Below are 25477 nucleotides of genomic sequence, written 5' to 3' on the forward strand. Positions count from 1 at the left end.
GTCGCACGCACGATCTGTGCTGAGTTGTGAACGCCGACCGAGCGCAGAGTCAGAGGGCGATGTCGGCGCGAGGGCGGCGCAGCACTCCCCAGACACCCGCGGCGACCAGGGCGACCGCGACGATGATCGCGGCGATCGCGGTCACGGTGCTCTCGGGTTCGCCGGTCAGACGACCGACGGCGAGCCATCCGAGACCCCATGCGGTCGCGAGGGCAGGGGCGATGCGCTTGGTGACGAGGGCGCTGGCAACCCCGATCACGAGCACGACGGCGAGCACGGCGACCGCCCAGATCTCGGCCTGATCAGCCCAGCTCTCGGGCGCGATCTGCGTGAGCCAGGCCGTGGTGTTCGCGACGGTCGCGATGGTGACCCAGCCGAAGTGCAGGCCGTTCGCGCCGTCGACGACGATGCGCTCGGGCCAGGTGCGGGCACGGCTGCGGCCGAGGATCACGATGACGCGAGCGAGGGTCGCGAGCAGCAGGGCGATCACGATGACCGTCAGCGGCAGCGACAGGAACTGCGCCGTCACGAGCCAGAGCCCGTTGAGGATCATCGACGCGGCGATCCATCCGCCGACAGCTCGCTGGCGCTCATCCGCCCGCTGCGCCGGAAGCGCCTGCCACACCGTGTAGGCGATGAGGCCGATGTAGATCAGCGACCAGATCGAGAAGGCGGGGCCGGCCGGCGCGAGGTATGAGCCCTGCGCCGAGAGCGCTCCATCCTGCAGCTCGCTGACCGAGGTGCCACCGAAGGCACCGGATCCGACGGCCGCTGCGATGAGCATGAAGGTGGCCGAGGCGATGATGATCGTCTGGCGGGCGATGTCCTGCGTCCGGGAGTCCATGCTCGCAACATACGCGCGCGAGGGCGCAAACGCACCAGCCTTGACACCGGGATGCATAAACGCTAGCCAAGCTAGCTAAATCTGCTCTCCCGTTGCGGTCAGGCGGCGACGGCGGCGTCGATCAGCACTTCGGCGGCGTTGCGCGCCTGCACGGCGACCTGCGGGTCGGCGGCGATCGCCGCGGTGCTCTGCGCACCCTCGGCGAGGATCGACAGCTGCGCGGCGAGGGATGCCGGCGCTCCGGCCGCCACGACGAGGTCGGCCATGTACGCCTGGAACGACGCCTTGTGATCGCGCACGATCTCGGCCACCTCGGGGTTCGTGCCACCGAGCTCGCCGAACGCGTTGATGAACGCGCAGCCGCGGAAGTCGTCAGTGCAGAACCAGTCCTCGAGGTACCCGTAGACGGCGAGCAGGCGTTCGCGGGGGTCTGCCCCGGCATCCGCCACGGCTCCCGTGAGTCCCGACTCCCACTCCCGATGCTTGCGCGCGAGGACGGCCGTGACGATGTCGGTCTTGGATGGGAACAGGGCATAGAGGCGACGCAGCGACACGCCGGCCGCAGCCCGCAGCTCATCCATGCCGACGGCCGCGTATCCCTTGCGGTAGTAGAGCTCGTCGGCCGCCGCGAGGATCTGTTCACGCACTATGTCGTCGGTCATCACCCCAGTGTACTTGACATGAGAACGAGCGTTCTCTACAGTGAAGACATCAGCGAGAACGACCGTTCTCACCGGACCGAAAAGGATCAGGATCATGGGCTACATCACCGTCGGAAACGAGAACAGCACCCCGATCGAGCTCTACTACGAAGACCAGGGATCGGGTCAGCCCGTCGTCCTGATCCACGGGTACCCGCTGAACGGCCACAGCTGGGAGCGCCAGACCCGTGAGCTGCTCGCTCAGGGCTACCGCGTCATCACCTACGACCGCCGCGGTTTCGGCCAGTCCTCGAAGGTCGGCACCGGATACGACTACGACACCTTCGCCGCAGACCTCAACACGGTGCTCGAGACCCTCGACCTGCGCGACGTCGTGCTCGTCGGCTTCTCGATGGGCACCGGAGAGCTCGCCCGCTATGTCGGCACCTACGGTCACGAGCGGGTCGCCAAGCTCGCCTTCCTCGCCTCGCTCGAGCCGTTCCTCGTGCAGCGCGATGACAACCCCGAGGGCGTGCCGCAGGAGGTCTTCGACGGCATCGAGGCTGCAGCCAAGGGCGACCGCTACGCGTGGTTCACCGACTTCTACAACAACTTCTACAACCTCGACGAGAACCTCGGCAGCCGCATCAGCCAGCAGGTCGTCGACGCCAACTGGAACCTCTCGGTCACCAGCGCCCCGGTCGCGGCCTACGCGGTCGTCCCGAGCTGGATCGAGGACTTCCGCGGCGACGTCGACGCCGTGCGCGACGCCGGCAAGCCCACCCTGATCCTGCACGGCACGAAGGACAACATCCTTCCGATCGACGCCACCGCCCGCCGGTTCCACCAGGCCGTGCCCGCCGCGACCTACGTCGAGGTCGAGGGCGCACCCCACGGTCTGCTCTGGACCCACGCCGACGAGGTCAACGCCGCGCTGAAGGACTTCCTCAGCAAGTAGTCCGCGAACGGCCCGAGAGCCCGGCATCCGCCTCAGGATGTCGGGCTCGCGGGCGTGTTGACGTCAGCGCTTGACCGCCACCGTGAGCGTCTTGCTCTGGGTGCTCCCGGCGGCGTTCACGAACTCGACGCGGTAGGTGTGCTTCCCCACCGCGCGATCAGCGACCGGCACCGTCACCCGCTGCGCGGCGGGGCTGTTCGCGATCATGTCGCCCTCGGAGATCAGCATGCCGTCCTCATACAGGCGATACGAGGTCGCATTGGTGCCCCACCACATGTCGGCGGTGAGAGTGTATGAGCCGTCGCCGTCCCAGTTGTCCGTCGAGAGCACGGGCGTGCCGGGCGCGGCATCCTTCACCGTCACCGTCACGGGCTTCACCGCCGTCACACCGCGCGAATTGACCAGCTCGCCACAGTAGACGTACGAGCCATTCGTCTTGCCGGTCACGGCGATCTGCGCGCTCTGCGCGGAGGTTCCCCCGAAGGTGAGCGGCACGGTCTTGACCAGCACACCGTTCTCGAACACCCGCAGCTTCGTGGCGTTCTGCCCCCACCACAGGTTCATGGTGAGCGTGAAGTCGCCGTCGAGCAGCCCCGTATCGTGACCGTTGTCGTGCGACAGCACTCCGCGAGCGGGCGCGGTGGTCGCCGCATCCTGAAGCAGGAGCGCGTCGACTGCGGCAGCCAGTGTGTCCAAGGCCCCCGTGACCGCTGACGCCCTCGGACTCGCGGCAGCCAGCACGATGTCGGCGCGAGCGATCGCTCCGGGCAGCGCGACGGTCGACGACTCGACATAGGCATCGAGGTCGAGAGCCGCGGCCGCATCGCGCCGCTCTCGCAGCTGCGAGGTGTCGGCACCGGGCACCGGTGCGCGCACGAGTTCGAGATCGTCGATCGTCCCCCACGCCCCCGCCGGAAGCGCCGCGGAGACTCGCACGACAGCCGTGCCGTCAGCGCCCACCTGCAGCGCTTCGGTCATCGGCGTCGACCACACGCGCCAGCCGTCGAAGCCGAACGCCGCAGCGGCGCCGGCGACGGACGCAGACGACAGCGACAGCGACGCACGCCCGTCGGCACCCTCCCCGTCGCCCTGCAGCGATGCCCGTGCGACATACGACCCCGCGGGCAGTCCGGAGACCGTCTGCGAGAGATCGAACGAGTATCCGGTACCCGCATAGAAGTGCGCCGAGTGCGTGCCGCTCCGAGGGTCGTCCCACGCGCGCAGCGTGAGTCCCGATCCGGTGACGCTCCACGTGCTCGTGTCCGCGTCCTCGAATCCGGGGTTGCGCAGGTAGTTGCGCGCCGAGACGGTGACGGTGGCCGACGCCGCGAGGCCGGCATCCGTCGCGCCCGAGATCACGTACTCGCCGGCGCCCTCGATGAATCCGGCCGCCGGCGACCAGGTCACGGGCTGCTGCTCCGACGACCCGTCGTTGTAGAGCACCGTGACCTCGTCGGGCAGCTCGACGGCATCGCCCTCGGTCACCTGCAGCGCGACCGCCTGCACCGACTCGACGGCCCGCGGGGCCTGGGCGCCGGTGCGCACGTACGAGAAGATGTTCAGCGCATCGGATGCCGTGCCGTCGAAGCCGAACAGCGCCTGGTTGTCCCACGCGGATCCGCCGAACCAGTGCCCCGCGTCCTCGGGCTCGTACTCGCCGGCGAAGCTCGACGCCCAGCCCGATCCGTCGCGCTCCCACAGCGTTCTGTTCTCCTCGAGCTGTGCGGGCGGACCCACCGGCAGCCATGCGGGCTCCCAGTAGTAGACGCCGAGCCCCGCCTCACCCACGTCGGCGACGGCCTGCACGACCGCGCGCACGGCATCGGCCTGACCCTGCACGCTCACCGGGTACTGCGTCGCCTCGGACGCCAGGTCGACGACGTTGCCGTGACCGTCTCCGTCGTCGAGCGTGAACGCCCACGAGGTCTCGGCGACCATGACCTTCTTGCCGTAGGTCTCGGCGACGTGCGAGAGCACGGCCGTGAGGTTCTCGGGAGTCCCGTGCCAGAACGGGTAGTACGACGACGCGAACACGTCGTAGTCGACGTCGCGGCGATCGAGCTGCGCGGCGACGTCGGCGTAGAACCCGGCGCGCTCGGGGTTGGTGAAGTGCAGGGCGACGAGCGTGTCCGGCGCCTCGGCCCGCACGGCGGCGGAACCGGCCGAGAAAACCTTCGCCATGTCATCCCAGCCGCGCACTCCGGCGACTCCGCCGTTCGTCTCATTGCCGACCTGCACCATGCGGAGGTCGACACCCGCATCGACCAGGCGACGCACCGCATCGCGCGTGAAGGCACCCACCTCGGTCGCCACCTGGTCGGCGGTCATCCCCTCCCACGCCTTGGGCGCCTGCTGCTTCGCGGGGTCGGCCCAGAAGTCGGAGTAGTGGAAGTCGACGAGCACGCCGAGGCCGGCATCCGTCGCTCGCTGCGAGATCTCGATCGCCCGATCGACGTCGACATCGCCCCCGCCGTAGCCGTTGCCGTTCGCGTCGAACGGGTCGTTCCAGACGCGCACGCGCACGTCGGTGACCCCGGCGTCCGCGAGGATCTCGAACAGGTCGCCCGGCGCGCCCTGGGCGTCGCGGAACACCACGCCCGATTCCTCGAGCGACAGCACCGACGAGACGTCGACGCCGCCGATGAAGTCGTCCGGCAGGTTATCGACCCGGGGGACGGTGATGGTGGCGTCCACCGGCCCGTCGACCGAGACAGCCGCAGGAGCGAGAGCGGATGCCGCCGGCGAGGCGGCCGACGCCGGCAGCGCGACGCCGATCAGGGCGACGGCGGTGACCGTGGCCAGGGCGGTGGAGAGAAGGGAACGCGTGCGACGGTGCATGACGGCCTTTCGAGCGGTGGAGGTGCGGATCAGCCCTTGACGGATCCCTGGGTGAGCCCGCCCACGATGTACTTCTGCAGCGAGAAGAACAGCGCGAGCACGGGCACGGCGGCGACCACGACGCCGGCGGCGAAGAGCCCCCAACGTGAGGTCAGCTGGTTCGAGACCCACTGGTACATGCCGACGGCGAGGGTCCAGTTGTCCTCGGACGTGAGGATGATCTTCGACAGGATGAAGTCGCCGAACGCCGCGAGGAACGCGAGCAGGGCGACGACCGCGAGGATCGGCACGACCAGCGGCATGATGAGCCGCCAGAAGATCTGCGCGTGGCTGGCCCCGTCGATCTTCGCCGACTCGTCGATCTCGACGGGGATCGTGTTGAAGAACCCGTACATCAGGAAGGTGTTCGCGCCGAGCGCGCCACCGAGGTACACGCAGATCAGGGCGATCTTCGAGTTGATGCCGAGCGCCGGCACGACGTCGCCGATCGTCTGCAGCATCAGGAAGATCGCGATGAACGCGAGCGCCTGCGGGAACATCTGCAGCACGAGCAGGGTGGTGAGGCTGGCGCGTCGTCCGCTGAACCGGAACCGGGAGAACGCGTACGCCCCGCAGGCGCCCATGAGCACCGAGCCGACTGCGGTGACGCCGCCGATCAGCAGGGTGTTGCCGAACCAGACCCAGTAGCGGGATTCACCCAGAGCGATGTAGTTCGCCGGGTCGAACGCGCTGAACAGCGCACTGGATGCCGCAAGGCTGCCGTTCGGGTTGAGCGAGGCCGAGAGGACGTAGACGAGCGGGAACGCGGCGAAGAACAGCACGCCGGCGGCGAGGATGTACTTCCAGCCGACCTCGCCCCACCATCGACGCCGACGTGCACCCGCGCGCGCGGCCTCGGCATCCTTCGATGAACCGGTCACGATGACTCTGGTCTCACTCATCACTGGTACTCCTCGAGCTTGCGGGTCTGTCGGAAGCTCAGCGCTGAGATGAGACCGACCACGATGAAGGCGATGATCGACAGCGCACTCGCGAGGCCGTAGTCGGCCGCACCACCCGAGACGCCTGAGACGTCGTAGATGGCCGAGACGAGGATGTCGGTCGAACCCAGTGCGTAGGGCGCTCCGGCGATCGCCGGCCCGCCGTTGTTGAAGGTGTAGATGACGGTGAAGTTGTTGAACGCCACCGCGAACGAGGCGATCAGCAGCGGAGCGGTCGAGACGAGCAGCAGCGGCAGCACGATGGCGCGGAAGCGCTGCAGCTTGTTGGCCCCGTCGATCTCGGCGGCCTCGAGCGTCTCGCCGGGGAGCGACTGCAGGGCTCCGGTGCAGACGAGGAACCAGTAGGGGTAGCTCAGCCAGACGTTGACGAAGATCACCGCAGCCCGGGTCAGCCACGGGTCGCCGAGCCAGTTGATCTGCGACCCGAAGAAGAACAGGTCGTTGATGACGCCGAACTCGGCGTTGAACATGCCGCGGAACAGCAACGCGGCCATGAACGCGGGGAACGCGTAGGGCAGGATGAACAGCGCTCGCAGGAACCGGCGACCCTTGACCCGCGGGTCGTTGTAGACGATCGCGAGGCCGAGCCCCACGGCGAAGCTGAGGACGACCGAGAGGATCGCGAACGCGAAGGTCCAGACGGTCACGCTCAGCAGAGTGCCCGCGAGATTCGCGTCGGTGAAGAGCTTCAGGAAGTTGGCGAAGCCGACGTTGACCGACCAGCCCGTCGGCAGCGCCGTGCCGTCCTCGGCCACGAACGCGCCGAGTTCTGTGGCGGTGTAGACCGTGCCCGACTGCGTGTCCGTGATGGTCTGCGCCTCGGCATCCCACACCAGCGTCGGTTCGTACACCGAGCCGGTCGAGCCCTCCCGTGTGCGGATGGAGCCGTCGTTCGGGTCGTCCGACACGGGCACCCTGAGGTCCTTGATGGTCGCGCCGAGTGCCGGATCGGTCAGCACGGTCGCCCTCGGGACGACCTCCCACCCGGGCACCTCGCTGGGGGCGCCGGTCGCGCCGATCTCGGCACCGGATGCGGTGGTCAGCGGCTCGGTGGCCGAGCCGACCTGCACGTCGCCGTCGTCATCGACGATCGCGAAGCCGAGCTCTGCGCCGCGCTGCACGATCGACAGCGGGTAGTCGGACGAGCCCTCGATGCGGCGCTCGCCCTGGATCAGTGCGGCCTCGACCGCCTGCTCCTGGGTGCCGACGTGACCGGTGCCGTAGTTCGTGAAGGCGATGTAGGCCGTGTAGCCGAAGATGAAGATCTGGAAGACGAGCAGGAAGATCAGCCCGGGCAGCAGGTACTTCAGCGGCAGCGCCCTGCGGGTGAAGTACACCCAGTCGGCGATGATCACCAGCAGCACGACGACGCCGAGCACGATCCACGACTCGGCGCTCCAGGCCGAGATGGCCGTCATGATGCCGAAGGCGTTGACCAGCGCCATGAGCGCGAGCTTGATGAGGAAGCCCCAGCCGAGGCCGCGGAAGCGGCGGGCATGGGACTCGCGCGAGGGCTTCACCACGGGAGTGGGCGCCTCGGCGGGCGGTGCCTGGATCGTCATGTGTGCGTCCTGTCTGAGGATCGCAGGACGGGGAGGGGTTCGGGCCCCTCCCCGTCCGGCGGGGTCAGCCGGCGAGGGTCGTCTCGAGGTCGGCGACCATGGTGTTCCACGTCGACACCGGGTCGGCGCCGTTGATGATCTGCGCCTGCGCGGCGTTCCACAGGTCCCAGACGGAGCCCATCTCGGGGATCGACGGCATCGGGACGCCGGTCTGCGCCGAGGCCACGAATCCGGCCGTGATCGGGTCGGACGACACCTCTTCGGCGAGCGTGGTCCACGCCGGGATGCGCGGGTCGGCCTCGTACAGCGCGCGCTGCGCGTCTTCGGTGCCGAGGTAGTTCACGAGGAACTCCTGCGCGAGCAGCGCGTTCTTGCTCTTGCTCGAGAGGTAGAAGCCCTGCACGCCGACGAACGGCGCAGCGGTCTCGCCACCCGCAGACGGGATCGGGTTCACGGCGACGTTGACGCCCTCGAACGCGCTGATGGCCCACGGGCCCTGGATCGTGTACGGGGCCTTGCCCGACGCGAACAGCTCGTTGTTGATGTCGTAGTCGACCGTGGTCGAGATGTAGCCGGTGCCGTTCGACCCGTTGGCTCCAAGCCACGTGGCGAACGCCTCGCCGGGCGCGCCGCCCATGCCGACCTCGCTCGTGTACGAGCCGGTGTCGTCCTGCACGAAGACGGGGGCGCCGAACGAGGTCTGCAGTCCGTACATCGTGTATCCGTCGCCGGTCTCGCCACCCGTGTTGATGACGAACGGGCGCTCGGTGCCGGCGGCGACGCCCTTGGCGATCATGTCGTCCCAGCTGGCGGGAGCCTCCGCGCCGACCAGGTCGACGTTCTGCACGAGGGCGATGGTCTCGAGCGAGTACGGCATCGCGTACAGCTGACCGTCGTACGTCATGGCGTCGAGCGCGACCTGCTCGAACTCCGACGCCTTGTCGCCCAGGTCGATCGTGTCGACGACACCGGCGGCGACGAGCGCGCCGAGCCAGTCGTGGGCGCCGACCGTGATGTCGGGGCCCTCTCCGGTCGGGACCTGTGCGATGAAGTCGTTGCGGAGGTCCTCGAAGTTCTTCTGCACGAGGGTGACCTTCGCGCCGGTCTCCTCCTCGAACGCCTCTGCGGCGGCGGTGATCGCGGCTTCGCGCTCGGCGTCCGTCCAGATGACGAGTTCCGCGCCGTCGCCGGATGCGGCGTCGTCGCCGCCTTCGGGTGCGCCGGCGGAGCAGCCCGCGAGGACCACGGCCGCGGCCAGAGCGAGTGCGCCGACTCCGATGTGCTTGCGCATGCGTTTTCCTATCTGTCGTGGCCGACGATGCGCTGCGCGTCATCGCGACCGGTGAGTGGGTGGTGCTGGGTGAAGCGGGTGGTGCAGGGTGAAGCGGTTCGTGCGGTTCGTGCGGTTCGTGCGGTCAGTGGGAAGTGCGGATGACGGCGACGCCGCCCGCCGCGATGGTCAGGGCGCCCGAGACCTCGGCGCCGCTGAGGAGCTCGATGCCCGAGGCATCGAGCTCGACGTCGTCGTCACGGTGGTTCACGGCGATCCGGTAGACCGCGTCGGCGCCGTGACGCGTGATGACCTCGAGGCCGTCGGCGACGCCCGACGGGGTGATGTCGGCATCCGCGTAGACCTCGTGGAGAAGGGCGCGCATGCCCGCGGCATCCAGACGGGTGCCGACGTACCAGCCGGTCCCGGCGCCATGCGCGTTGCGGGTGATCGCCGGCTCGCCCTCGCCGGGTCCGCCCGAGAAGTTCGCGACGACCTCGGCGCCTTCGAGCGCGATGTCCTCCTGCCAGACGTCGGCGACGATGCCCTCGTGGTCGACCCAGTCGAGGCCGTGGCTCTCGCCCTCGCGCAGCGGCAGGAACTCCTCGACCGTGAGGCCGAGCGCCTCGCGCAACGGCGCGACGAAGCCACCGGCGTGCACGGCGTCGTTCTCGTCGACGATCGCCGAGAAGAACGACACGAGCAGGGTGCCGCCGTCGTTGACGTAGGCGGTGAGGTTGGCGGCATCCGCCGTGCTCAGCAGGTACTGCGCCGGAGCGACGACCAGGCGGTAGCCCGAGAGGTCCTGGCCGGGCAGGGCGAAGTCGACCGTGATGCCGTCACGCCAGAGCTGCTCGTAGAAGCGGCGCACCTGGGCGGCGTGCGTGACGTCTTCGGAAGGGCGCCACTCGAGGTCCTGCGCCCAGAACGATTCGAAGTCCCAGAGGATCGCGACGTCGGCCTTCACGACGCTGCCCTGCACCTCGTCGAGGCGCCCGAGTGCTGCACCCAGATCGACGACCTCGCGGAAGACCCGCGACTCGGTGCCGGCGTGCGGCAGCATCGCCGAGTGGAACTTCTCCGCGCCGGAGCGCCCGGCGCGCCACTGGAAGAACAGGATGCCGTCGGCCCCGCGACCGAGGTGCGTGAGCGAGTTGCGCTTCATCTCTCCCCGGCGCTTCGCGATGTTGCGCGGCTGCCAGTTCACGGCCGAGGTCGAGTGCTCCATGAGGATCCACGGCTTGCCGCCGCCCACCGAGCGGCTGAGGTCGGCGGCGATCGCCAGGCCGATGTGAGCGTCTTCATCGGCGGCCCACAGGTAGTGGTCGTCCGAGACGATGTCGACCTCGCGGCCCCACGCCCAGAGGTCCGTGGTCCAGCTCTGGTTCGCCATGAAGTTGGTCGTGATGGGCTGGGCGGCGTGCGCGCGGATCGCGTCGCGCTCGGCGATGAAGCACGCGCGCAGCTGGTGATCGGTGAAGCGCGCGAAGTCCAGGCGCTGGGCGGGGTTCACGACGCTCGGGGCGATGGCCGGGGCGCCGACGTGCTCCCATGCCGAGTAGTGCTGGCCCCAGAAGGCGGTGCCCCACGCGCTGTTCAGCGCGTCGAGCGAGCCGTACTTCTCCTGGAGCCAGAGCCGGAAGGCGGCGACCGCGTTCGGCGAATAGTCCTCGCCGACGGGAACGCCGTACTCGTTGTGCACGTGCCACAGCACGACGGCAGGATGCTGTGCGTAACGCGCCGCGAGAGCATCCGCGATCCGCACGATCGCCTCGCGGTAGGCCGGCGACGAGTGCGAGGCCATGCCGCGCGAGCCGAAGCCCATCGTGCGGCCCTCGCGGTCGATGACGTGCGCGTCGGGGTTGCTCGCGAAGAACCAGGCGGGCGGCGAGGCCGTCGGTGTGCCGAGGTCGACCCTGATGTCGTTCTCGTGCAGGAGGTCGAGCAGCTCGTCGAGCCAGGCGAAGTCGAACTCACCCTCGGAGACCTCGATGAGCGCCCACGAGAAGATGCCGACACTGACCAGGTTCACCCCGGCCTCGCGCATCAGGATGACGTCTTCGCGCCACGTCTCGGGCGACCACTGCTCGGGGTTGTAGTCGCCGCCGTAGGCGATTCCGCGCAGGTCGGGCCAGGCGTGGGGCGAGGTCATCGGCACTCCATCGGGTCGGTGTGGTCGTGGTGCGGGTCCCGACGTGCTGCCGCTCATTCGACTGGGACCGGTCTCAGGTTGTCACGGGGACATGACTGGGACCGGTCTCAGTTCTACCCCAGGTTCGGCGCCGACCACAACCGCCGTTACCGAACTGAGACCGGTCCCAGGTTGGACTACCGCTGGACGGGATGCTGTGGGTAGAGTCACAGGCGATGAGTGATGTCAGCGCGAAGCGCAAGCCGACGATCCGCCAGATCGCGGCGCAGGCGGGGGTGTCCCGCAGCACGGTCTCGCGAGTGATCAACGGCGGGCACTGGGTGTCCCCCGACGCCAGGCAGGCCGTCGAAGAGGCGATCCTCGCCACCGGCTACACCGCCAACCACCATGCCCGCAGCCTCGCCACCGGCCGCGCCGGATCACTCGCCTTCCTCCTGACCGAGCCGCAGCAGCTGCTGTTCGACGATCCGACCTTCGCGCTGCTGCTGCGCGGGGCCGCCGAAGCGCTCGCCCAGCGGGCCATGACCCTCGTGCTGCTCGTCGCCGGAACCCCCGCCGAGCGCGAGAGCGTCGCCCAGTTCCTCAGCGCGGGACACGTCGACGGCGTCATGCTGATCTCGTCGCACGAGTCCGACCCGCTGCTCGATCAGCTGATCGAGGTCGGCATCCCGACTGTGTGCTGCGGCGTGCCGCTCGGGCACGAACGCGAGCTCTCGACGATCTCCGTCGACGAGATCGCCTCCGCCCGCACCATGGCCGCGCACCTCGTGACGCAGGGACACCGCCGCATCGGCATGATCGCCGGCCCTGACGACACCCCCGGTGGCCGCTATCGCCTGGTCGGATTCCGCGAAGAGCTCGGCGACCGCTACGACGAATCGCTGGTCGAGCGCGGCGACTACTCGTACGAGTCAGGACTCGCCGCCATGACGCGGATGCTCGAGCACGACGTCGACGCGGTGTTCGCGGCATCCGACCGGATGGCGGCCGGAGCCATCGCCGCCGCCCGCCGCGCAGGGCGCCGCGTGCCCGAGGACATCGCGATCGCCGGCTTCGACGACTCAGGCCTCGCCGCGACGCACGAGCCCCCGATCACGACCATGCGCCAGCCGTGGGATCAGATCAGCGCGAAGATGGTCGCCGTGCTGCTCGAGGTCATCGCCGGGGCATCCCCCGCTCGGTCATCCTCGACACCGAGCTCGTGGTGCGCGCGACCGCGTAGGCGGCATTCGCTCCCGCTCCCGCTCGTGCGCGCGCTCCCGCTGCCGCCCCCGCTCCCGCTCCCGCTCCCGCTCCCGCTCGTGCGCACGCTGCTGCGAAGGTGATCTCTCGCAGCGAAGGGCCGACGGCCGCGTGAGGCCCTTCGCAGCGCGAGATCTCCTTCGGTGCGTGCGACGGCTGACGACAGGACGCGTCGACGAGGTCTCGCTCGCCCCCTACGGCCGGTCGAGCACCTCGCGGAGCGTGGCAGCGAAGGCCTCGGGCTGCCCGGCATAGCCGAACTCGCCACCCATGAAGCCGCCGTGGTGACTGGGGAAGACCGTCGCCTGCTGTCCGAGCTTCTCGGCCAGGGCGAGCGCGGTGCGGCCGGTGTAGCCCTTCAGCGACTCCTCCCCGACAGCGACGACGATCCGAGTCGGGGATGCCTTCAGCGCTTCGAGATCCGGCTCGTAGAGCGGCACCGCCCACGAGAGTTCGGACAGCAGTGGATCATTCCGCGAGCCGTCGTCCTCCGTCGGCATCCCGAATGCCGCGGGGTCGGGGACCGGCTGGGCGAGGAACTCCTCGGTGACCTCTCCCTCCCACGACGTCATCGCGACGAACGCCGCCATTCCGGCACCCCATCCTCGCTCCTGATATGCCCGGGTATAAGCGATTCGCGCTCGATGCACCGCTTCGGCATCAGGCAGCACGCTGTCGATCGGCGGCTCGTGGGCGACCAGAGTCACCACGTCCTGAGGGTGCGCAGTGACCAGAGCGAGTGCGCTCACCGCTCCACCGCTGCTCGCGAACATGTCGACAGGGCCTGCACCGAGCGCCTCGATGATCGCGTGGACATCCTCGGCCTGGACATCGGGCTCGTTCGTGACTCCGCCGTCCTTGCGCACGCTGCGGCCCAACCCTCGTGGGTCGTAGGTCACGACGGTGCGATCGCCGAACAGCTTCACCTGCGCCTGGAAGCCGCTCGCATCCATCGGCTGGCCGATCATCATCAACGGAGGGCGGCCATCCTTCGTCGGGAGTGGCCCATGCACGTCGTAGACGAGGTCGACGTCCGGGAGCTCGAGGGTGTGCTGCGTCATCGGGTGGCCTCCTCGGCGTCGAACGATTCCACTGGGATGCTACGGCGCGGCATCCGCTGGCGCCAGCGCTTCGACACTTCTTCGTGACAGCCGACCATCCCGTCTCAGCCGACCGCACCCCGTATCAGCCGACCGCACCCCGTATCAGCCGACCGCACCCCCTGTCAGCCGACCGCATCCAGTGACAGCCGACCGCATCCCGTCTCAGCCGACCGCATCCCGTGAAGGAGATCTCGCTCGGCGAAGGATCGGATGCCGGATCCGCTCCTTCGTTGCGTGAGATCTCCTGCGATGCGCGAGCGCCAACGCGAGAGCGAGCGCGAACGCGAACGCGAACGCGAACGAGAGCGGCCCCCCGAACCGCCCGGCCTCAGCCGCGCATGGCGACGCCGCGTCGCCAGTAGCCCATGAAGGCGACCTGCGAGCGGTCGATGCCGAGATCCTTGACCAGGTGGCGGCGCAGTGTCGTGACGACGCCGCTTTCCCCGGCGATCCAGAAGTAGCGCTCCGCGGGAGCATCCGCCTCCGCGATCTCCTCGCCGAGACCCGAGTAGTCGGGGGTCTCCCAGAGCAGGGCCTCCGTGTCGATGTCCTTCACGTCGATCTCGTCGGCGGCATCCGCATCTCCGAGGTACTCGAGCACGGCGGGAATCAGCCGCACACCGTGGGGCTCACCCGCATCGCGAGGCAGCCAGTGCACCTCGACCCCGGCAGGCGCGTCGATGCGCAGGACGTCGGCCGGGGACGGCACCTCGATGAAGGCGCAGCCTCGAAGGTCGCTCGGGGCGTCTTCGAGGATGCGCGCGATCGCGGGAGCCGCCGTCTCGTCACCGGCGAGGACGACCGACGTCGCGGTGCCCGGCTCGTACTCGGCGCCGCCGTGTGCGGCCGCGGCGACGCCTCGACGTGGTCCGACGATGAAGAGCTCCTTGCCGACCGCGGCCGCATCGGCCCAGCGCGACGCCGGGCCCGTGAGACCGGGCGCCAGGTGCAGCACGAAATCGACATCGAGCTCGGTGCCCGCACCCGTCGCCCGCAGGTCACGCACCGAGTAGGTGCGCATGGATCCGCGGTCCTCCTCGGGGACGGCGAGGAAGGAACCCCACCAGTCGTCGGTCTCCCGATCGAGATCGGGGAGGATGCCGGATGCCGGCGGGAACACGATCTTGATCCGGGAGTCGAAGACGTCACCCGGCGTGCCGAACTCGAGAAGGTCGTCGCCGCCGAACGTGATCCTCACGAAGTTCGGCGACACCCGTTCGACCCCGCGCACCTCGGCGCGAGCGAGCACGTAGGTGGGGCGTTCGGTCGTGGTCTCAGCGGACATGATGCCTTCCGATCGGGGTGACCATCGGCTTCCCGGAGACCGGGTCGATGGTGATCTGGTTTGCGAGGTCGAAGACCTCTTCGACGAGCTGGGCGGTCACGACATCCTGCGGAGCGCCGGTGGCGTGCACCCTGCCCTCCTTCATCGCGACGAGCTCGTCGGAATACCTCGCGGCGAGGTTGAGGTCATGCAGCACCATCACGATCGTGGTGCCGCGCGAGACGCTCAGGTCGGTGAGCAGATCGAGGACCTCGACCTGGTGAGCGACGTCGAGGAACGTGGTCGGCTCGTCGAGCAGCAGGATGTCGGTCTCCTGCGCGAGCGCCATGGCGATCCACACGCGCTGACGCTGGCCGCCCGAGAGCTCGTCCACGCTGCGGTCGGCGAGCTCGGTGGTGCCGGTGGCGGCCAGAGCATCCGCGACGACCTCGTAGTCGTGAGCGCTCCAGCGAGCCAGCATCTTCTGATGCGGATGCCGACCGCGGCCGACGAGATCCGCGACGGCGATGCCCTCGGGAGCGACGGGCGACTGTGGCAGCAGGCCGAGGATGCGCGCGACCTCCTTGGTGGGGCGCGCGTGCACCGACTTGCCGTCGAGCACGACCTGACCCGCCGTCGGCGAGAGCAGACGCGCGAGCGAACGCAGCAGGGTCGACTTGCCGCATCCGTTCGCGCCGACGATCGTGGTGATCTTGCCCGGCGCGATCGCGAGATCGAGGCCGTCGATGATCGTCCGGTCGCCGTAGGCGAGAGTGACGGACTCCGCCGTCAGAGTGTGCGCCTCGGTCACAGGGAGCCTCCCGAGCGGTTCGTACGGATGAGCAGGTAGATGAGGTACGGAGCGCCGAGCACGCCGGTGATCACGCCGACCGGGTAGCGCTCGCCGAACGCGAACTGACCGATCAGGTCGCCTCCGAGCACGAGCACAGCGCCGATGAATGCGCTGGGGACGAGCAGGTTCGCTCCGGGCCCCGTGATGCGGGCCGCGATCGGACCCGCCATGAACGCCACGAAAGCGATGGGGCCGGTCGCGGCGGTGGCGAACGCCAGCAGTGCGACTGCGCCGAGGATGAAGAGCAGACGAGTCGTGTTGACCCGCACCCCGAGACCGGATGCCGAATCGTCGCCGAGCTGCATCGCCCCGAGCGCCCTGCCCTGCAGGAGCAGCAGCGGCACGATGATGACGGCGGCGATCGCGAGCGGCATCACGCGTTCCCACGAGGCGTTGTTCAGGCTTCCGGTGAGCCACTGCATCGCGGTCTGGATGTCCCAGTTCGCCGCCCTCGACAGCATGTACGAGATGATGCTCTGCAGCATCGCCGCGACACCGATGCCGATCAGGATCAGTCGAGTGCCCGCGAAGCCGTTCTTGATCGACAGCAGGTAGATGACTCCTGCCGTGACGATCGCACCGCCGAGCGCGAGCAGCGAGACGATCGGCCCGTTGAACGACAGCACGATGATGCCGAACACCGCCGCGGCGCCGGCGCCGTTCGAGATGCCGATGATGTCGGGCGAGGCGAGCGGGTTGCGCAGCAGCGTCTGGAACGAGACGCCGGCGATGCCGAACGCGAAACCCGCGAGGATCGCGAGCACCGCGCGGGGCAGGCGCAGCTCGCCGACGGTGAACGACGCCCCCGGCACGGTCTCGCCGAGGATCACGCGGATCACCTCGTCGAGCGGATAGAACGTGTTGCCGATCATGAGCGCCACGGCGAACAGCACGAGCAGCAGCGCACCGAGCACGATCGTGGCCGTGGCGTGGCGGCGGTGGCGCGAACGGCGGCCCGCGACGAGCGCGGCGACCTCGTCGCGGGTGCGGTCGGATGCTGCGGGAGTGTGGGCGGCAGCCCGGTCGATGGTGCTCACAGTTCACGCACCTTCTGACGACGGACGATCCAGATGAAGAACGGGGCGCCGATGATGGCGGTGATGATGCCGACCTGGATCTCCTCCGAGGTCGGCGCGATGACACGGCCGACGATGTCACTCGCGAGCAGCAGGGCGGCGCCGGCCATGGCCGAGAACGGCAGCAGCCAGCGGTGGTCGGTGCCGATCAGCATCCGGCAGACATGCGGGATCACGAGACCGACGAATCCGATGGGCCCGGCGATCGCGGTGGCTGCTCCGGCGAGGATCACGGCGCCGACCGCCGACATGAGGCGCGTGCGGAAGACGTGCTCGCCGAGTCCCTTCGCCATGTCGTCGCCGAGAGCGAGGGAGTTCATGCCCCGGGCGCTGGCGAAGCAGATCAGTGCGCCGAGCGCGAGCACCGGGGCGGTGATCGCGATGCGCGGCCACTCGGCACCGCCCACTCCGCCGATCTGCCACGACTGGAACGCCTGCAGCAGGTCGACGCGCGGCAGCATGACGGCGCTGATGAGCGAGGCGAAGGCGGCCGAGGTGGCGGCACCGGCGAGCGCGAGCTTGAGGGGCGTGGCACCGCCGCGTCCGAGCGAGCCGACGGTGTAGACGAACGCCGCGGCCAGGGCGGCGCCGATGATCGCGAGCGCCATCTGGCTGTAGGCGTCGGTGAGACCGAGGAAGGCGAGACCGAACACGACGGCGAGCGAAGCGCCGTTCGAGACGCCGAGGATGCCGGGGTCGGCGATCGGGTTGCGGGTGACCGCCTGCATCGTCGCGCCGGAGAGTGCGAGCGCTGCACCGACGAGGATCGCGAGCACCGTGCGCGGAAGGCGCTTGATGATCGCCGCCTGGGCGAGGGTGTCATCCTGCCCGGCGAGGGCGGCGAAGATGTCGTCGATGCTCACGGAGCGCACGCCGAAGCAGATCGACAGGATGCAGAGCACGAACAGCACTCCCAGGCCGACGAGCAGCCAGAGCGTGCGCGCCCATGCCGGGCGTCGCAGATCTGCGACGCCCGGCAGGGGAACGGTGACAGCGGTCACGGGAATTCAGTGTGCGAAGGTGACGCCGACGGTCACTTCGCGGCGAGCGGTGCTGCCAGCAGGCCGAGGTAGTCGGACAGGCCCCACTGGATCGACAGCGGCGACGGGTTCGCCGACGCCGCGATCGGGGTGGAGTCGGGCAGGATCACGATGTTGCCGGCGGCGATCGCGGGGATCTTCGACAGCAGCGGGTCGGCCTGCATGGTGGCGATGAGCGAGTCGTCGCCGTAGGTCACGAAGACATCGACGTCGTCGAAGGTGTCAGCCTCTTCGGAGCTCACCGACAGGTAGAACTCCTTGCTGTCTGCGTTCTCCTCGACGATCGACGGAAGCGGAAGACCCAGGTCGTCGTGCAGGTAGCCGGGGCGCGTGTCGATCGCGGTGTAGTAGCCGACCTGGCTCAGGTCGCTCGGGTCGACGTACGCGAACAGCACCTTCTTGTCCTTGAGGGCGCTGTTCTCCTCGAGGGCGGCCTCGGCGTCGGCGTGCAGCTCTTCGATGAGGGCGTCGCCCTCCTCCTCGAGGCCGAGCGCCTTCGAGTTCATCTCGATCATGTCGTCGACCGGGGTGCCCCAGGCGACCTCGGGGTAGGCGACGACCGGAGCGATCTTCGAGAGCTGGTCGTACTCCTCCTGCGTCAGACCCGAGTACGCCGCGAGGATGACGTCCGGCTGCGTGTCGGCGACGGCCTCGTAGTCGATGCCGTCGGACTCGTCGAACAGCACGGGCTCTTCGCCGCCGAGCTCGTCGAGCTTGTCCTCGACCCAGGGCAGGATGCCGTTGTCGTCGTCGTCGCCCCAGGTGGCCTTGCTCATGCCGACCGGGACGATGCCGAGAGCGAGGGGAACCTCGTGGTTCGCCCAGGCGATCGTCGCGACGCGCTCGGGCTTCTCCTCGATCGTGGTCTCGCCGAACACGTGCTCGATCGTGACGGGGAAGGCACCGTCATCGGCGGGGTTGCCGCCGGCGGAGTCGGAGTTCGAGTCGGTCGATGACGTCGCGCAGGCCGTGAGGCCGACGGCCAGAGCCGCGGCGACACCGGCGGCGATGAGACGAGAGGTGCGCACAGGCGTTCCCTTCGGGTTGGGATGAGGGGGTGCGGCGCGGAGGGGCGCCAAGGCTTTGGTAAGCCTGGCCTAATCTAACAGAAAGTTAGGCAAGCCTCATCTTGGGTCCCTGGCCCGGGCGTCATCCTCGCCTCTCGCGCGGGGTCGACATCGCACCGCACCGCCCGATGCGGGGGGCACGGGCACGGGCAGAAAACACCCGGACATGCAGAAAGCCGGCCGGATCCGTGAGGATCCGACCGGCTTCAGGAAGCCTATGCGCGCTCAGAGAGCGCGGATGTTCGCAGCCTGCATGCCCTTGGGGCCACGCTCAGCGTCGAATTCGACCTTCTGGTTCTCACGAAGCTCCTTGAAACCGGAGCCGGTGATTGCCGAGTAGTGGGCGAAGAGGTCGTCCGTGCCGTCATCGGGAGCGATGAAGCCGAAGCCCTTTTCCGCGTTGAACCATTTCACAGTGCCAGTGGCCATGTGTTTTCTACTTTCTGTTTTCAAACGGCCGCTTGCGCGGCCCGCGCCGTGACGGAACGTCCGACATACGCGCCTGCTCAACGTACCACGGCAGGCTGACCGGTGTCCCGGAAGTTCGGATTCTTCTGAAGAACAGCCGCCTCGGTGCGGGTGCTCACCCCGAGTTTGCGCAGCACGGCCGACACGTGGACGCTCACCGTCTTGACGCTGATGAAGAGCCGCTCCCCGATCTGGCGGTTGCTCAGACCCTCGGCGATCAGCTCGAGCACCTGCCGCTCGCGGGCGGTGAGCGGGTCGACATCCGGTTCGACGCCGGCGGTGCCGGATGCTGCGGTGCCGGATGCTGCGGCGAGGCCAGCCGCCGCTTGGAAACCACCGACGATCCGCCCCAGGGGAACGTGGCCGAGGCGCTCCGCCTGGCGCATCGCGGCCGAGAGCACGGCGCTCGCCTCCCCTCGGTCTCCTGCGTCGACGAGTGCGCGAGCGAGAGCCAGACGCGTGGTCACCGCGAACGTCACGGGCACATCGCGGTCGTCTGCGTGCTCGACCGCCTGGCGCAGGGCTGCGACGGACGGGAAGAGGAATGCCTCGAGGATCGTCTCCCACCTGTCGCCTCGCAGCTGCGGAGGTTGGGCGCGCCACGCGTCCCGCACGTCTGCGACCGCCGCCTCGACCTCGACGCCGGATGCCCGCAGCTCGGCGATGAACCATGCCGCCTCGAGCAGCAGTCGACGCTGATGCAGGGACACCGGCCCCTGATCGGCGAGCATCGCCCTGACCTCACCGAGAGCACCCGCGAGGTCGCCCCGCCCCTCGGCGACGGCCACGCGCATCATGACCTCGTCGTACCAGATCTGACGTTCGACCCGACCGGTCTCCTCGAATGCGGGGTGCCACTCGCGAAGGATCTCGGCCGCCTCCTCGTGTCTGCCTCGCCAGGAGAGCACCCGCACGCGCGTCATCGTGGAGTACATGTGCGAGATGCGCAGGGTCCGCTGAGCGAGCTCGCGCGCCAGCATCCCCTCGACCCGTTCGATCTCGCCCATCTCGAGCAGTGGCACGGCCATGTTCTGCGTCATCAGCGCGCCCGTGGTGCGCTCGACGCCGAAAGCGCGCGCGGGCGCGAGCCCCTCTTCGGCGACCCTGACGGCATCGCGATAGCGCCCCAGCAGGCCGAGCAGATCCGAATAGTTGACCCGGTATCTCATCTCGGCGTTCGTGCCTTTGGCGAGCTGCAGGGCGAGCGCGTACTCGCGGTGCCCCGCGTCGAGGTCGCCGAGGTGCGCGCGGGCTCCGCCCCGGACGTTCGCGGCGATCGATGCCTCGTCGTCCGACCCGGCGCGCGCGGCCCGCTCGCCCGCCTCCGCGGCCAACGCGATCGCCTCGTCGAGTCGCCCCGAGATCATGTAGCGACTGGCGAGCTGGTTCAGCACCGAGGCGCGCAGCCGGTCGTCGTCGACGCCCGCCTCGAGGATCTCGAGCGCCTGCTGCAGCAGCGGGACCGCGCCGGCGCGGCCGAGGTTCATCGTGTAGTACGCCTTGTCGCGCAGCAGCCGGGCGTGCATGCGGGGGTCGACCGTCGTCGGATCGACCTCGGCGAGCGCGAGGTCGACCACGGCGAGCGCCCGTTCTCCGTCTCCCGCGTTGCGCAGCACGGAACCGAGAGTGCGCAGCACCTCGAGGCGCGCCACACCCACGACGGCCTCGGCATCCGGCACCTGGATCCACAGGTCGAGGGCGAGCTCGCCGAAGCGGGCAGCGCTCGCGAAGGCGAACCGCGACTTGGCGTCGGCCATCGCGGTGACGGCCGCGGCGAGCGCTCGCCGGTCGTCTTGCGCGAGCTGCCAGTGATAGGCGAGCGCGGCGGAGTCGGCGGTTTCGGCCCCTGAGCAGTTCTCCTCGAGCGCCTCGGCATACGCCCGATGCAGCCGCGCTCTCTCGCCCGGGAGCAGATCGTCGTGCACGGCTTCGCGCAGCAGCGCATGCCGGAACCGGTAGTCGTCGTCGACCACGACGAGGATGCCGCTGAGCGTCGCCTCGCGGATCGACTCGTCGAGGCGGGCTTCGGGCAGACCCGCGAGGCGGGTGACGAGCGGGTGGGTCAGCGGACGCTCGGCTCCCGAGACGACCTGCACCACCCGGCGGGCGTCATCGCTGAGACGGTCGAATCGGGCGAGCAGCAGGTCGCGCAGACTGCCGGGCAGGGGACCGGTCGAGCACCCGGCGAGCTCTTCGACGAAGAAGGGCACGCCCTCGGCTCGATCGTGGATGCGATCGAGCGCCGCGTCTGTCACGGGCTGCCCGGTGAGCGATTCGACGAGCGCACGGACAGCCGAGGTGTCGAGCCGATCGATCGCGACTCTCTCGAGCAGACGCGCGCGGGTGGACTCGCCGATGAAGCGGCTCACGGCATCGCCGCGTCGCACGTCGTCGGAGCGGCAGGTCAGGATCAGGAGGATGCGGCCGTGCCCGAGGGTGCGCAGCAGGAAGGAGAGCAGCGCCAGGGTCGACTCGTCAGCCCAGTGCAGGTCTTCGACGACGAGCACCTGCGGCGCGTGTTCGGCGGCCGCCTCGATGAGCGCCGCGATCGCATCGCGCAGGCGGTCAGGGCTGGTCTGCGATCGCTCGGTGGGGTTGAGCTCCGGCAGCAGCATGCCCAGCGCCTCGACGCCGACGCCGATCTCCTCCCGCACCCGGTCGGCACCCATGCTCGCGACGATCGACCGGAGGATGCCGGCGAGCGGCCCGAAGGGCGTGCGCGACGCCCCGAGATCGAGGCACCAGCCGACATGCACGTCTGCGCGGTTCGCCACCTCGGCGCTGAACTCGCGCAGCAGTCGCGACTTGCCGATGCCCGCCTCGCCCTCGATGAGCGCGGCCACCGGGACCCCGTCGACCGCTCGCCGGAACAGCTCGCGGATGGTCGCGAGCTCGGTCTCTCGGCCGACCATCGCGGCGCTGGGAGCGGACGGGGGCATGAATTCATCGTGCCACTCCCCTCCGACATCCGGCGTCGCGCTGCCGTCTGCCCGCAGCGGAGCGACGATCACCGGGCGGGTGCCGGTTCGCGGCCCGCGGATGCGCGGCGCTCGGGCTGCCGTGCAGCATCCGTCGCCGCGTCGCGCGATGCGTCGGTCGTGTGCAGCAGCCGGCCGGCCAGACGCCGGACCGGGCCGGGCTGTCTGCGGACCAGCTGATCGCTGCGCTCCTCGATGACGCGACGGCGTTCTGCCGCGCGAGCGAGCTGCTCCTGGTCGAACTCGGTCGATCTGTAGGCGAGATACGGGTGCTCGAACATGACATCTCCTCGGTGTGCGATGTCCTCAGAATCCGCTCTGAGTCACCCCGACGACATCGGGAGGATGCCCTATCTTCCGTTCGTGAGTTCCCTAGTCGACGCCGGGCGTGCCGTCCGCCGGGCAGCGAAAGAGGTCCGAGCGGTGATGGGGGCACCACCGCTCGGACCTCAGCTCAGGGGTCGATCAGGCGTCGACGTCGCCGCGCCACGCACCGGTCTCGGTGCCGCGCTTCTCCATGAACTCCTTGAAGTTCTGGAGATCCTTCTTCACCGCGTGCGAGCCCGCGCCCACGAGAGAGCCGACCTTCTCGAGAAGCCCCTCGGGCTCCCAGTCGATCTGCACGGTCACGCGGGTCGTGAGGTCTTCGAGCTTGTGGAACGTCACGACGCCCGCATGCTCGGTCTCACCGCCGATGCTGTTCCACGCGACTCGCTCGTCGGGGTGCTGCTCGGTGATCTCCGCGTCGAACTCGCGCGTCGCGCCGCCCACGTTCACCTTCCAGCGGGTGTGCGTGTCGTCCAGCTGGACGATCGACTCCACCTCGTCGAGGAACTGCGGGAAGCTCTCGAACTGCGTCCACTGGTTGTACGCCACGTCGATGGGAACGTGTACGTCGATGGTCTCGATGATCTGCACCATGTGATGCTCCTCACTGTTCGTCGGTCGTGTCATCCCATTCAGCGGCGTTCGACGACTCTTGGCGACGGGGTTGACATCTCCCCTGACGGCACTCGCTAGCCGAGTAGCGTTGCAGGCATGCGCATCCACGCCGCGATCCGCGCCTCGAAGCGCTCACCCCTGCTGCAGGTGGTGAAGTCCGCCGCAGCGACGATCGCCGCATGGATGCTCGCGGGATGGGTGGTTCCGGGACAGCTCCCCGTCTTCGCCGCGATCGCCGCTCTGCTCGTCGTGCAGCCCAGCGTCAACCAGTCGCTGTCGAAGGCGCTCGAACGCAGCATCGGCGTGATCGTCGGCGTGGTGATCGCGGTCGCCCTGGGCCTTCTCCTGGGGTCACCGAGCTGGATCGTGCTGCTCGCCATCGTGGTGGCCATGCTCGTCGCGTGGGCCTTCCGGGCGACGCCCGGCACCGGCAACCAGGTGGCCATCTCGGCGATGCTCGTGCTCGCGCTGGGCTCGACTCCCGACTATGCGATAGCGCGCATCTTCGAGACCCTGATCGGCGTGGTCATCGGCATCGTCGTGAACGCCCTGATCGTGCCGCCCGTGCTGGTCGCCCCGGCCCGACGCGATCTCGGGCTGCTGGGCAGCGAGCTCGCCTCGAGCCTCGACCGACTCGCCGATGCGCTGCCCGAACCCCAGACTCCCGCCACGCTGCATCAGCTCATGCTCGAAGCCAGACTGCTGCGCCCGATGAAGGACGCGGCAGAGGCATCCATCGCTGCGGGTGAGGAATCCCTCACTCTGAACCCGCGCCGGTCGACGCACCGTGAAGAGCTCGTCGAGATGCGCGCACTGCTCGAACGGCTGACGCCCATCGTGACGCAGACCATCGGGATGACGCGCGCCTACTTCGACCACTACGACGACTCCATCGGCGAGGAGCCGGCCGTCACGGCCATCGCGGAGCAGCTGCGGCGCGCAGGGCACGATGTGCGACTGGCTGTGCAGATCGCCGACGTGTCCCCGGAGCCCGAGACACTGACCTCGGCGATCCCGGCACTGACCGCGCCTCTCGTCATCCGGCCGCCCTCGTCGACGCACTGGATCCTCATCGGGTCGCTGATGGAGGACCTCAGGCGCATCCGCGCGGAGCTCGTCGACGAGGAATGACAGGGCGACGCGGCGGCGCCGGTCAGTCCTGCTCGGGGTCGTCGGCGAGCACGTCGCCGTCGTCGTCGTCGCTCTCGTCGCCCGAGCCGGAGGGGACGACCGTCGGCGGCTCTCCCTTGTTGTCCTCGGCGCCGAGGTTGTCGTTCTCCTCGGGGCCGGGCGACGGCTCCGTGCTGATGTCGTTGCGGTCGGTGCTGATGTCGTCGCTGTCGCGAGTCATGGCATTTTCCCTTCGTCGGAGTTCGATCTCCTGCGAGGTTAGGGCCGCATGCCCGCAGAAGCCCGGGCCTTGACAAGCACTCCGGGCCTACCCTGGTGACATGTCCGACATGACCGTTCCCGAGGCTCTGGCCGAGCTCGCCGCCCTCGAGGATCCGAAGATGCGCGCCGCGAACGAGAAGCGCGGCGACGACCACGGCATCAATCTCAGCCGCATGCGCACCCTCGCGAAGCGCATCAAGACAGACCAGCCCCTGGCGAAAGAGCTGTGGGCGACCGGCGACACCGCCGCCCGGCTGCTGGCGCTGCTGATCTGCACGCCGCGCGCGTTCACCGCCGACGAGCTCGACGCGATGCTGCGACAGACTCAGGCCCCCAAGGTCAACGACTGGTTCGTGAACTACGTCGCGAAGAAGACCCCCTCGCGGAGGAGCTGCGGCTGCGCTGGTTCGACGACTCCGACCCGACCGTCGCCGCGGCCGCATGGTCGCTCACGACGGTGCGCGTCGCGAAGGATGCCGAGGGCCTCGACCTCGATCACCTGCTCGATCTGATCGAGCGCGATCTGCAGAACGCGCCCTCGCGGTTGCAGTGGGCGATGAACGAGACGCTCGCCAACATCGGCATCTTCCACCCGGAGCTGCGGTCCAGGGCGCTCGAGATCGGTGAGCGCCTGCAGGTGCTCGCCGACTACCCCACCGCGCCCGGCTGCACCTCGCCGTTCGCGCCGATCTGGATCGGCGAGATCGTGCGGCGGCGCGAGGGCTGAGACCCGACGCGAGGGCTGATCCCCGCATCCGGCGACTCAGCCCTGCGTCCCGCGACTCA

20 protein-coding genes and 2 pseudogenes are annotated in these 25477 nt (G+C 69.1%); 4 read left to right on the forward strand and 18 right to left on the reverse strand.

The features are described 5' to 3' along the window. Positions 1 to 49: 49 nt before the first annotated feature. Positions 50 to 844, reverse strand: coding sequence for a TspO/MBR family protein (locus ACZZZQ_RS05520; protein WP_072590580.1), 795 nt, complete (start codon positions 842 to 844; stop codon positions 50 to 52). A 98-nt stretch (positions 845 to 942) separates the two neighbouring features. After that, complete coding sequence (locus tag ACZZZQ_RS05525; RefSeq protein WP_463507075.1) at positions 943 to 1506, reverse strand: TetR/AcrR family transcriptional regulator; 564 nt, start codon at positions 1504 to 1506, stop codon at positions 943 to 945. A 94-nt stretch (positions 1507 to 1600) separates the two neighbouring features. On the opposite strand from ACZZZQ_RS05525, the gene ACZZZQ_RS05530 reads away from it, so the two are divergent. Beyond that, positions 1601 to 2443 (forward strand): alpha/beta fold hydrolase, encoded by an 843-nt coding sequence (locus ACZZZQ_RS05530; RefSeq protein WP_056276350.1) that lies wholly within the window; start codon positions 1601 to 1603, stop codon positions 2441 to 2443. Between the two features lie 63 nt (positions 2444 to 2506). Here the strand turns inward: ACZZZQ_RS05530 and ACZZZQ_RS05535 are convergent, their stop codons facing one another. The 5 genes from ACZZZQ_RS05535 to ACZZZQ_RS05555 all read right to left on the reverse strand — a co-directional run bounded on the left by ACZZZQ_RS05535 (position 2507) and on the right by ACZZZQ_RS05555 (position 11266). Further along, positions 2507 to 5281, reverse strand: coding sequence for a glycosyl hydrolase 53 family protein (locus ACZZZQ_RS05535; RefSeq protein ID WP_463507076.1), 2775 nt, complete (start codon positions 5279 to 5281; stop codon positions 2507 to 2509). A 29-nt stretch (positions 5282 to 5310) separates the two neighbouring features. Then, positions 5311 to 6222 carry a sugar ABC transporter permease gene (locus ACZZZQ_RS05540; protein WP_053098533.1) on the reverse strand — a complete coding sequence of 304 codons (912 nt, stop codon included), beginning with the start codon at positions 6220 to 6222 and terminating at the stop codon, positions 5311 to 5313. Beyond that, a complete protein-coding gene (locus ACZZZQ_RS05545; protein WP_072590577.1) occupies positions 6222 to 7844 on the reverse strand; it encodes an ABC transporter permease subunit in 1623 nt (540 codons plus the stop codon). The genes ACZZZQ_RS05540 and ACZZZQ_RS05545 overlap by 1 nt, the downstream gene beginning before the upstream one ends. Positions 7845 to 7908: 64 nt before the next feature. After that, the gene (locus tag ACZZZQ_RS05550) at positions 7909 to 9135 is read right to left on the reverse strand and encodes a sugar ABC transporter substrate-binding protein (protein ID WP_056276340.1); all 1227 of its coding nucleotides are present in this window, start codon (positions 9133 to 9135) and stop codon (positions 7909 to 7911) included. A 124-nt stretch (positions 9136 to 9259) separates the two neighbouring features. Continuing rightward, on the reverse strand, positions 9260 to 11266 hold the full coding sequence (locus tag ACZZZQ_RS05555; RefSeq protein ID WP_463507077.1) for a beta-galactosidase: 2007 nt from the start codon (positions 11264 to 11266) through the stop codon (positions 9260 to 9262). Positions 11267 to 11481: 215 nt separating this feature from the next. Between ACZZZQ_RS05555 and ACZZZQ_RS05560 the strand changes: the two are divergent. Then, positions 11482 to 12488: pseudogene (locus ACZZZQ_RS05560) on the forward strand (LacI family DNA-binding transcriptional regulator). Between the two features lie 214 nt (positions 12489 to 12702). Here the strand turns inward: ACZZZQ_RS05560 and ACZZZQ_RS05565 are convergent. The 10 genes from ACZZZQ_RS05565 to ACZZZQ_RS05610 all read right to left on the reverse strand — a co-directional run bounded on the left by ACZZZQ_RS05565 (position 12703) and on the right by ACZZZQ_RS05610 (position 23278). Beyond that, entirely contained in the window at positions 12703 to 13569 is an 867-nt protein-coding gene (locus tag ACZZZQ_RS05565) for an alpha/beta fold hydrolase (protein WP_463507078.1), read from the reverse strand. Between the two features lie 370 nt (positions 13570 to 13939). Next, positions 13940 to 14896: a siderophore-interacting protein gene (locus ACZZZQ_RS05570; protein ID WP_463507079.1), complete on the reverse strand. Its 957-nt coding sequence runs from the start codon at positions 14894 to 14896 to the stop codon at positions 13940 to 13942. Further along, positions 14886 to 15686: an ABC transporter ATP-binding protein gene (locus ACZZZQ_RS05575; protein WP_053098527.1), complete on the reverse strand. Its 801-nt coding sequence runs from the start codon at positions 15684 to 15686 to the stop codon at positions 14886 to 14888. The genes ACZZZQ_RS05570 and ACZZZQ_RS05575 overlap by 11 nt, the downstream gene beginning before the upstream one ends. After that, entirely contained in the window at positions 15683 to 16765 is a 1083-nt protein-coding gene (locus ACZZZQ_RS05580; protein ID WP_463507080.1) for a FecCD family ABC transporter permease, read from the reverse strand. Before ACZZZQ_RS05580 ends, ACZZZQ_RS05575 begins: the two co-directional genes overlap by 4 nt. Further along, on the reverse strand, positions 16762 to 17805 hold the full coding sequence (locus ACZZZQ_RS05585) for a FecCD family ABC transporter permease (RefSeq protein ID WP_072590572.1): 1044 nt from the start codon (positions 17803 to 17805) through the stop codon (positions 16762 to 16764). Before ACZZZQ_RS05585 ends, ACZZZQ_RS05580 begins: the two co-directional genes overlap by 4 nt. Before the next feature lie 32 nt (positions 17806 to 17837). Then, positions 17838 to 18872: an iron-siderophore ABC transporter substrate-binding protein gene (locus ACZZZQ_RS05590; RefSeq protein WP_053098526.1), complete on the reverse strand. Its 1035-nt coding sequence runs from the start codon at positions 18870 to 18872 to the stop codon at positions 17838 to 17840. 264 nt (positions 18873 to 19136) lie between these two features. Next, positions 19137 to 19340 carry a cold-shock protein gene (locus tag ACZZZQ_RS05595; protein WP_042538190.1) on the reverse strand — a complete coding sequence of 68 codons (204 nt, stop codon included), beginning with the start codon at positions 19338 to 19340 and terminating at the stop codon, positions 19137 to 19139. Positions 19341 to 19417: 77 nt separating this feature from the next. Next, positions 19418 to 22318 (reverse strand): helix-turn-helix transcriptional regulator, encoded by a 2901-nt coding sequence (locus tag ACZZZQ_RS05600; protein WP_463507081.1) that lies wholly within the window; start codon positions 22316 to 22318, stop codon positions 19418 to 19420. A 68-nt stretch (positions 22319 to 22386) separates the two neighbouring features. Further along, complete coding sequence (locus ACZZZQ_RS05605; RefSeq protein ID WP_053098524.1) at positions 22387 to 22638, reverse strand: hypothetical protein; 252 nt, start codon at positions 22636 to 22638, stop codon at positions 22387 to 22389. A 184-nt stretch (positions 22639 to 22822) separates the two neighbouring features. Beyond that, a complete protein-coding gene (locus ACZZZQ_RS05610; protein WP_053098523.1) occupies positions 22823 to 23278 on the reverse strand; it encodes an SRPBCC family protein in 456 nt (151 codons plus the stop codon). Between the two features lie 117 nt (positions 23279 to 23395). On the opposite strand from ACZZZQ_RS05610, the gene ACZZZQ_RS05615 reads away from it, so the two are divergent. Further along, positions 23396 to 24430 carry an FUSC family protein gene (locus tag ACZZZQ_RS05615; RefSeq protein ID WP_053098522.1) on the forward strand — a complete coding sequence of 345 codons (1035 nt, stop codon included), beginning with the start codon at positions 23396 to 23398 and terminating at the stop codon, positions 24428 to 24430. 22 nt (positions 24431 to 24452) lie between these two features. On the opposite strand, the gene ACZZZQ_RS05620 is transcribed toward ACZZZQ_RS05615, so the two are convergent. Beyond that, positions 24453 to 24650: a hypothetical protein gene (locus tag ACZZZQ_RS05620; protein ID WP_053098521.1), complete on the reverse strand. Its 198-nt coding sequence runs from the start codon at positions 24648 to 24650 to the stop codon at positions 24453 to 24455. A 100-nt stretch (positions 24651 to 24750) separates the two neighbouring features. Between ACZZZQ_RS05620 and ACZZZQ_RS05625 the strand changes: the two are divergent. Continuing rightward, positions 24751 to 25418, forward strand: a pseudogene (locus ACZZZQ_RS05625) (DNA alkylation repair protein). The last annotated feature ends 59 nt before the right edge of the window (positions 25419 to 25477 follow it).

This window comes from Microbacterium sp. AC132 (genome assembly GCF_979258525.1).

Bases quoted from the DNA above. Each gene is read 5' to 3' on its own strand.
- ACZZZQ_RS05525 (WP_463507075.1), bottom strand. From the start codon at position 1,506: ATGACCGACGACATAGTGCGTGAACAGATCCTCGCGGCGGCCGACGAG.
- ACZZZQ_RS05600 (WP_463507081.1), bottom strand. From the start codon at position 22,318: ATGCCCCCGTCCGCTCCCAGCGCCGCGATGGTCGGCCGAGAGACCGAG.
- ACZZZQ_RS05615 (WP_053098522.1), top strand. From the start codon at position 23,396: ATGCGCATCCACGCCGCGATCCGCGCCTCGAAGCGCTCACCCCTGCTG.
- ACZZZQ_RS05605 (WP_053098524.1), bottom strand. From the start codon at position 22,638: ATGTTCGAGCACCCGTATCTCGCCTACAGATCGACCGAGTTCGACCAG.
- ACZZZQ_RS05610 (WP_053098523.1), bottom strand. From the start codon at position 23,278: ATGGTGCAGATCATCGAGACCATCGACGTACACGTTCCCATCGACGTG.
- ACZZZQ_RS05595 (WP_042538190.1), bottom strand. From the start codon at position 19,340: ATGGCCACTGGCACTGTGAAATGGTTCAACGCGGAAAAGGGCTTCGGC.
- ACZZZQ_RS05555 (WP_463507077.1), bottom strand. From the start codon at position 11,266: ATGACCTCGCCCCACGCCTGGCCCGACCTGCGCGGAATCGCCTACGGC.
- ACZZZQ_RS05520 (WP_072590580.1), bottom strand. From the start codon at position 844: ATGGACTCCCGGACGCAGGACATCGCCCGCCAGACGATCATCATCGCC.
- ACZZZQ_RS05530 (WP_056276350.1), top strand. From the start codon at position 1,601: ATGGGCTACATCACCGTCGGAAACGAGAACAGCACCCCGATCGAGCTC.
- ACZZZQ_RS05565 (WP_463507078.1), bottom strand. From the start codon at position 13,569: ATGACGCAGCACACCCTCGAGCTCCCGGACGTCGACCTCGTCTACGAC.
- ACZZZQ_RS05620 (WP_053098521.1), bottom strand. From the start codon at position 24,650: ATGACTCGCGACAGCGACGACATCAGCACCGACCGCAACGACATCAGC.
- ACZZZQ_RS05540 (WP_053098533.1), bottom strand. From the start codon at position 6,222: ATGAGTGAGACCAGAGTCATCGTGACCGGTTCATCGAAGGATGCCGAG.
- ACZZZQ_RS05545 (WP_072590577.1), bottom strand. From the start codon at position 7,844: ATGACGATCCAGGCACCGCCCGCCGAGGCGCCCACTCCCGTGGTGAAG.
- ACZZZQ_RS05550 (WP_056276340.1), bottom strand. From the start codon at position 9,135: ATGCGCAAGCACATCGGAGTCGGCGCACTCGCTCTGGCCGCGGCCGTG.
- ACZZZQ_RS05535 (WP_463507076.1), bottom strand. From the start codon at position 5,281: ATGCACCGTCGCACGCGTTCCCTTCTCTCCACCGCCCTGGCCACGGTC.
- ACZZZQ_RS05570 (WP_463507079.1), bottom strand. From the start codon at position 14,896: ATGTCCGCTGAGACCACGACCGAACGCCCCACCTACGTGCTCGCTCGC.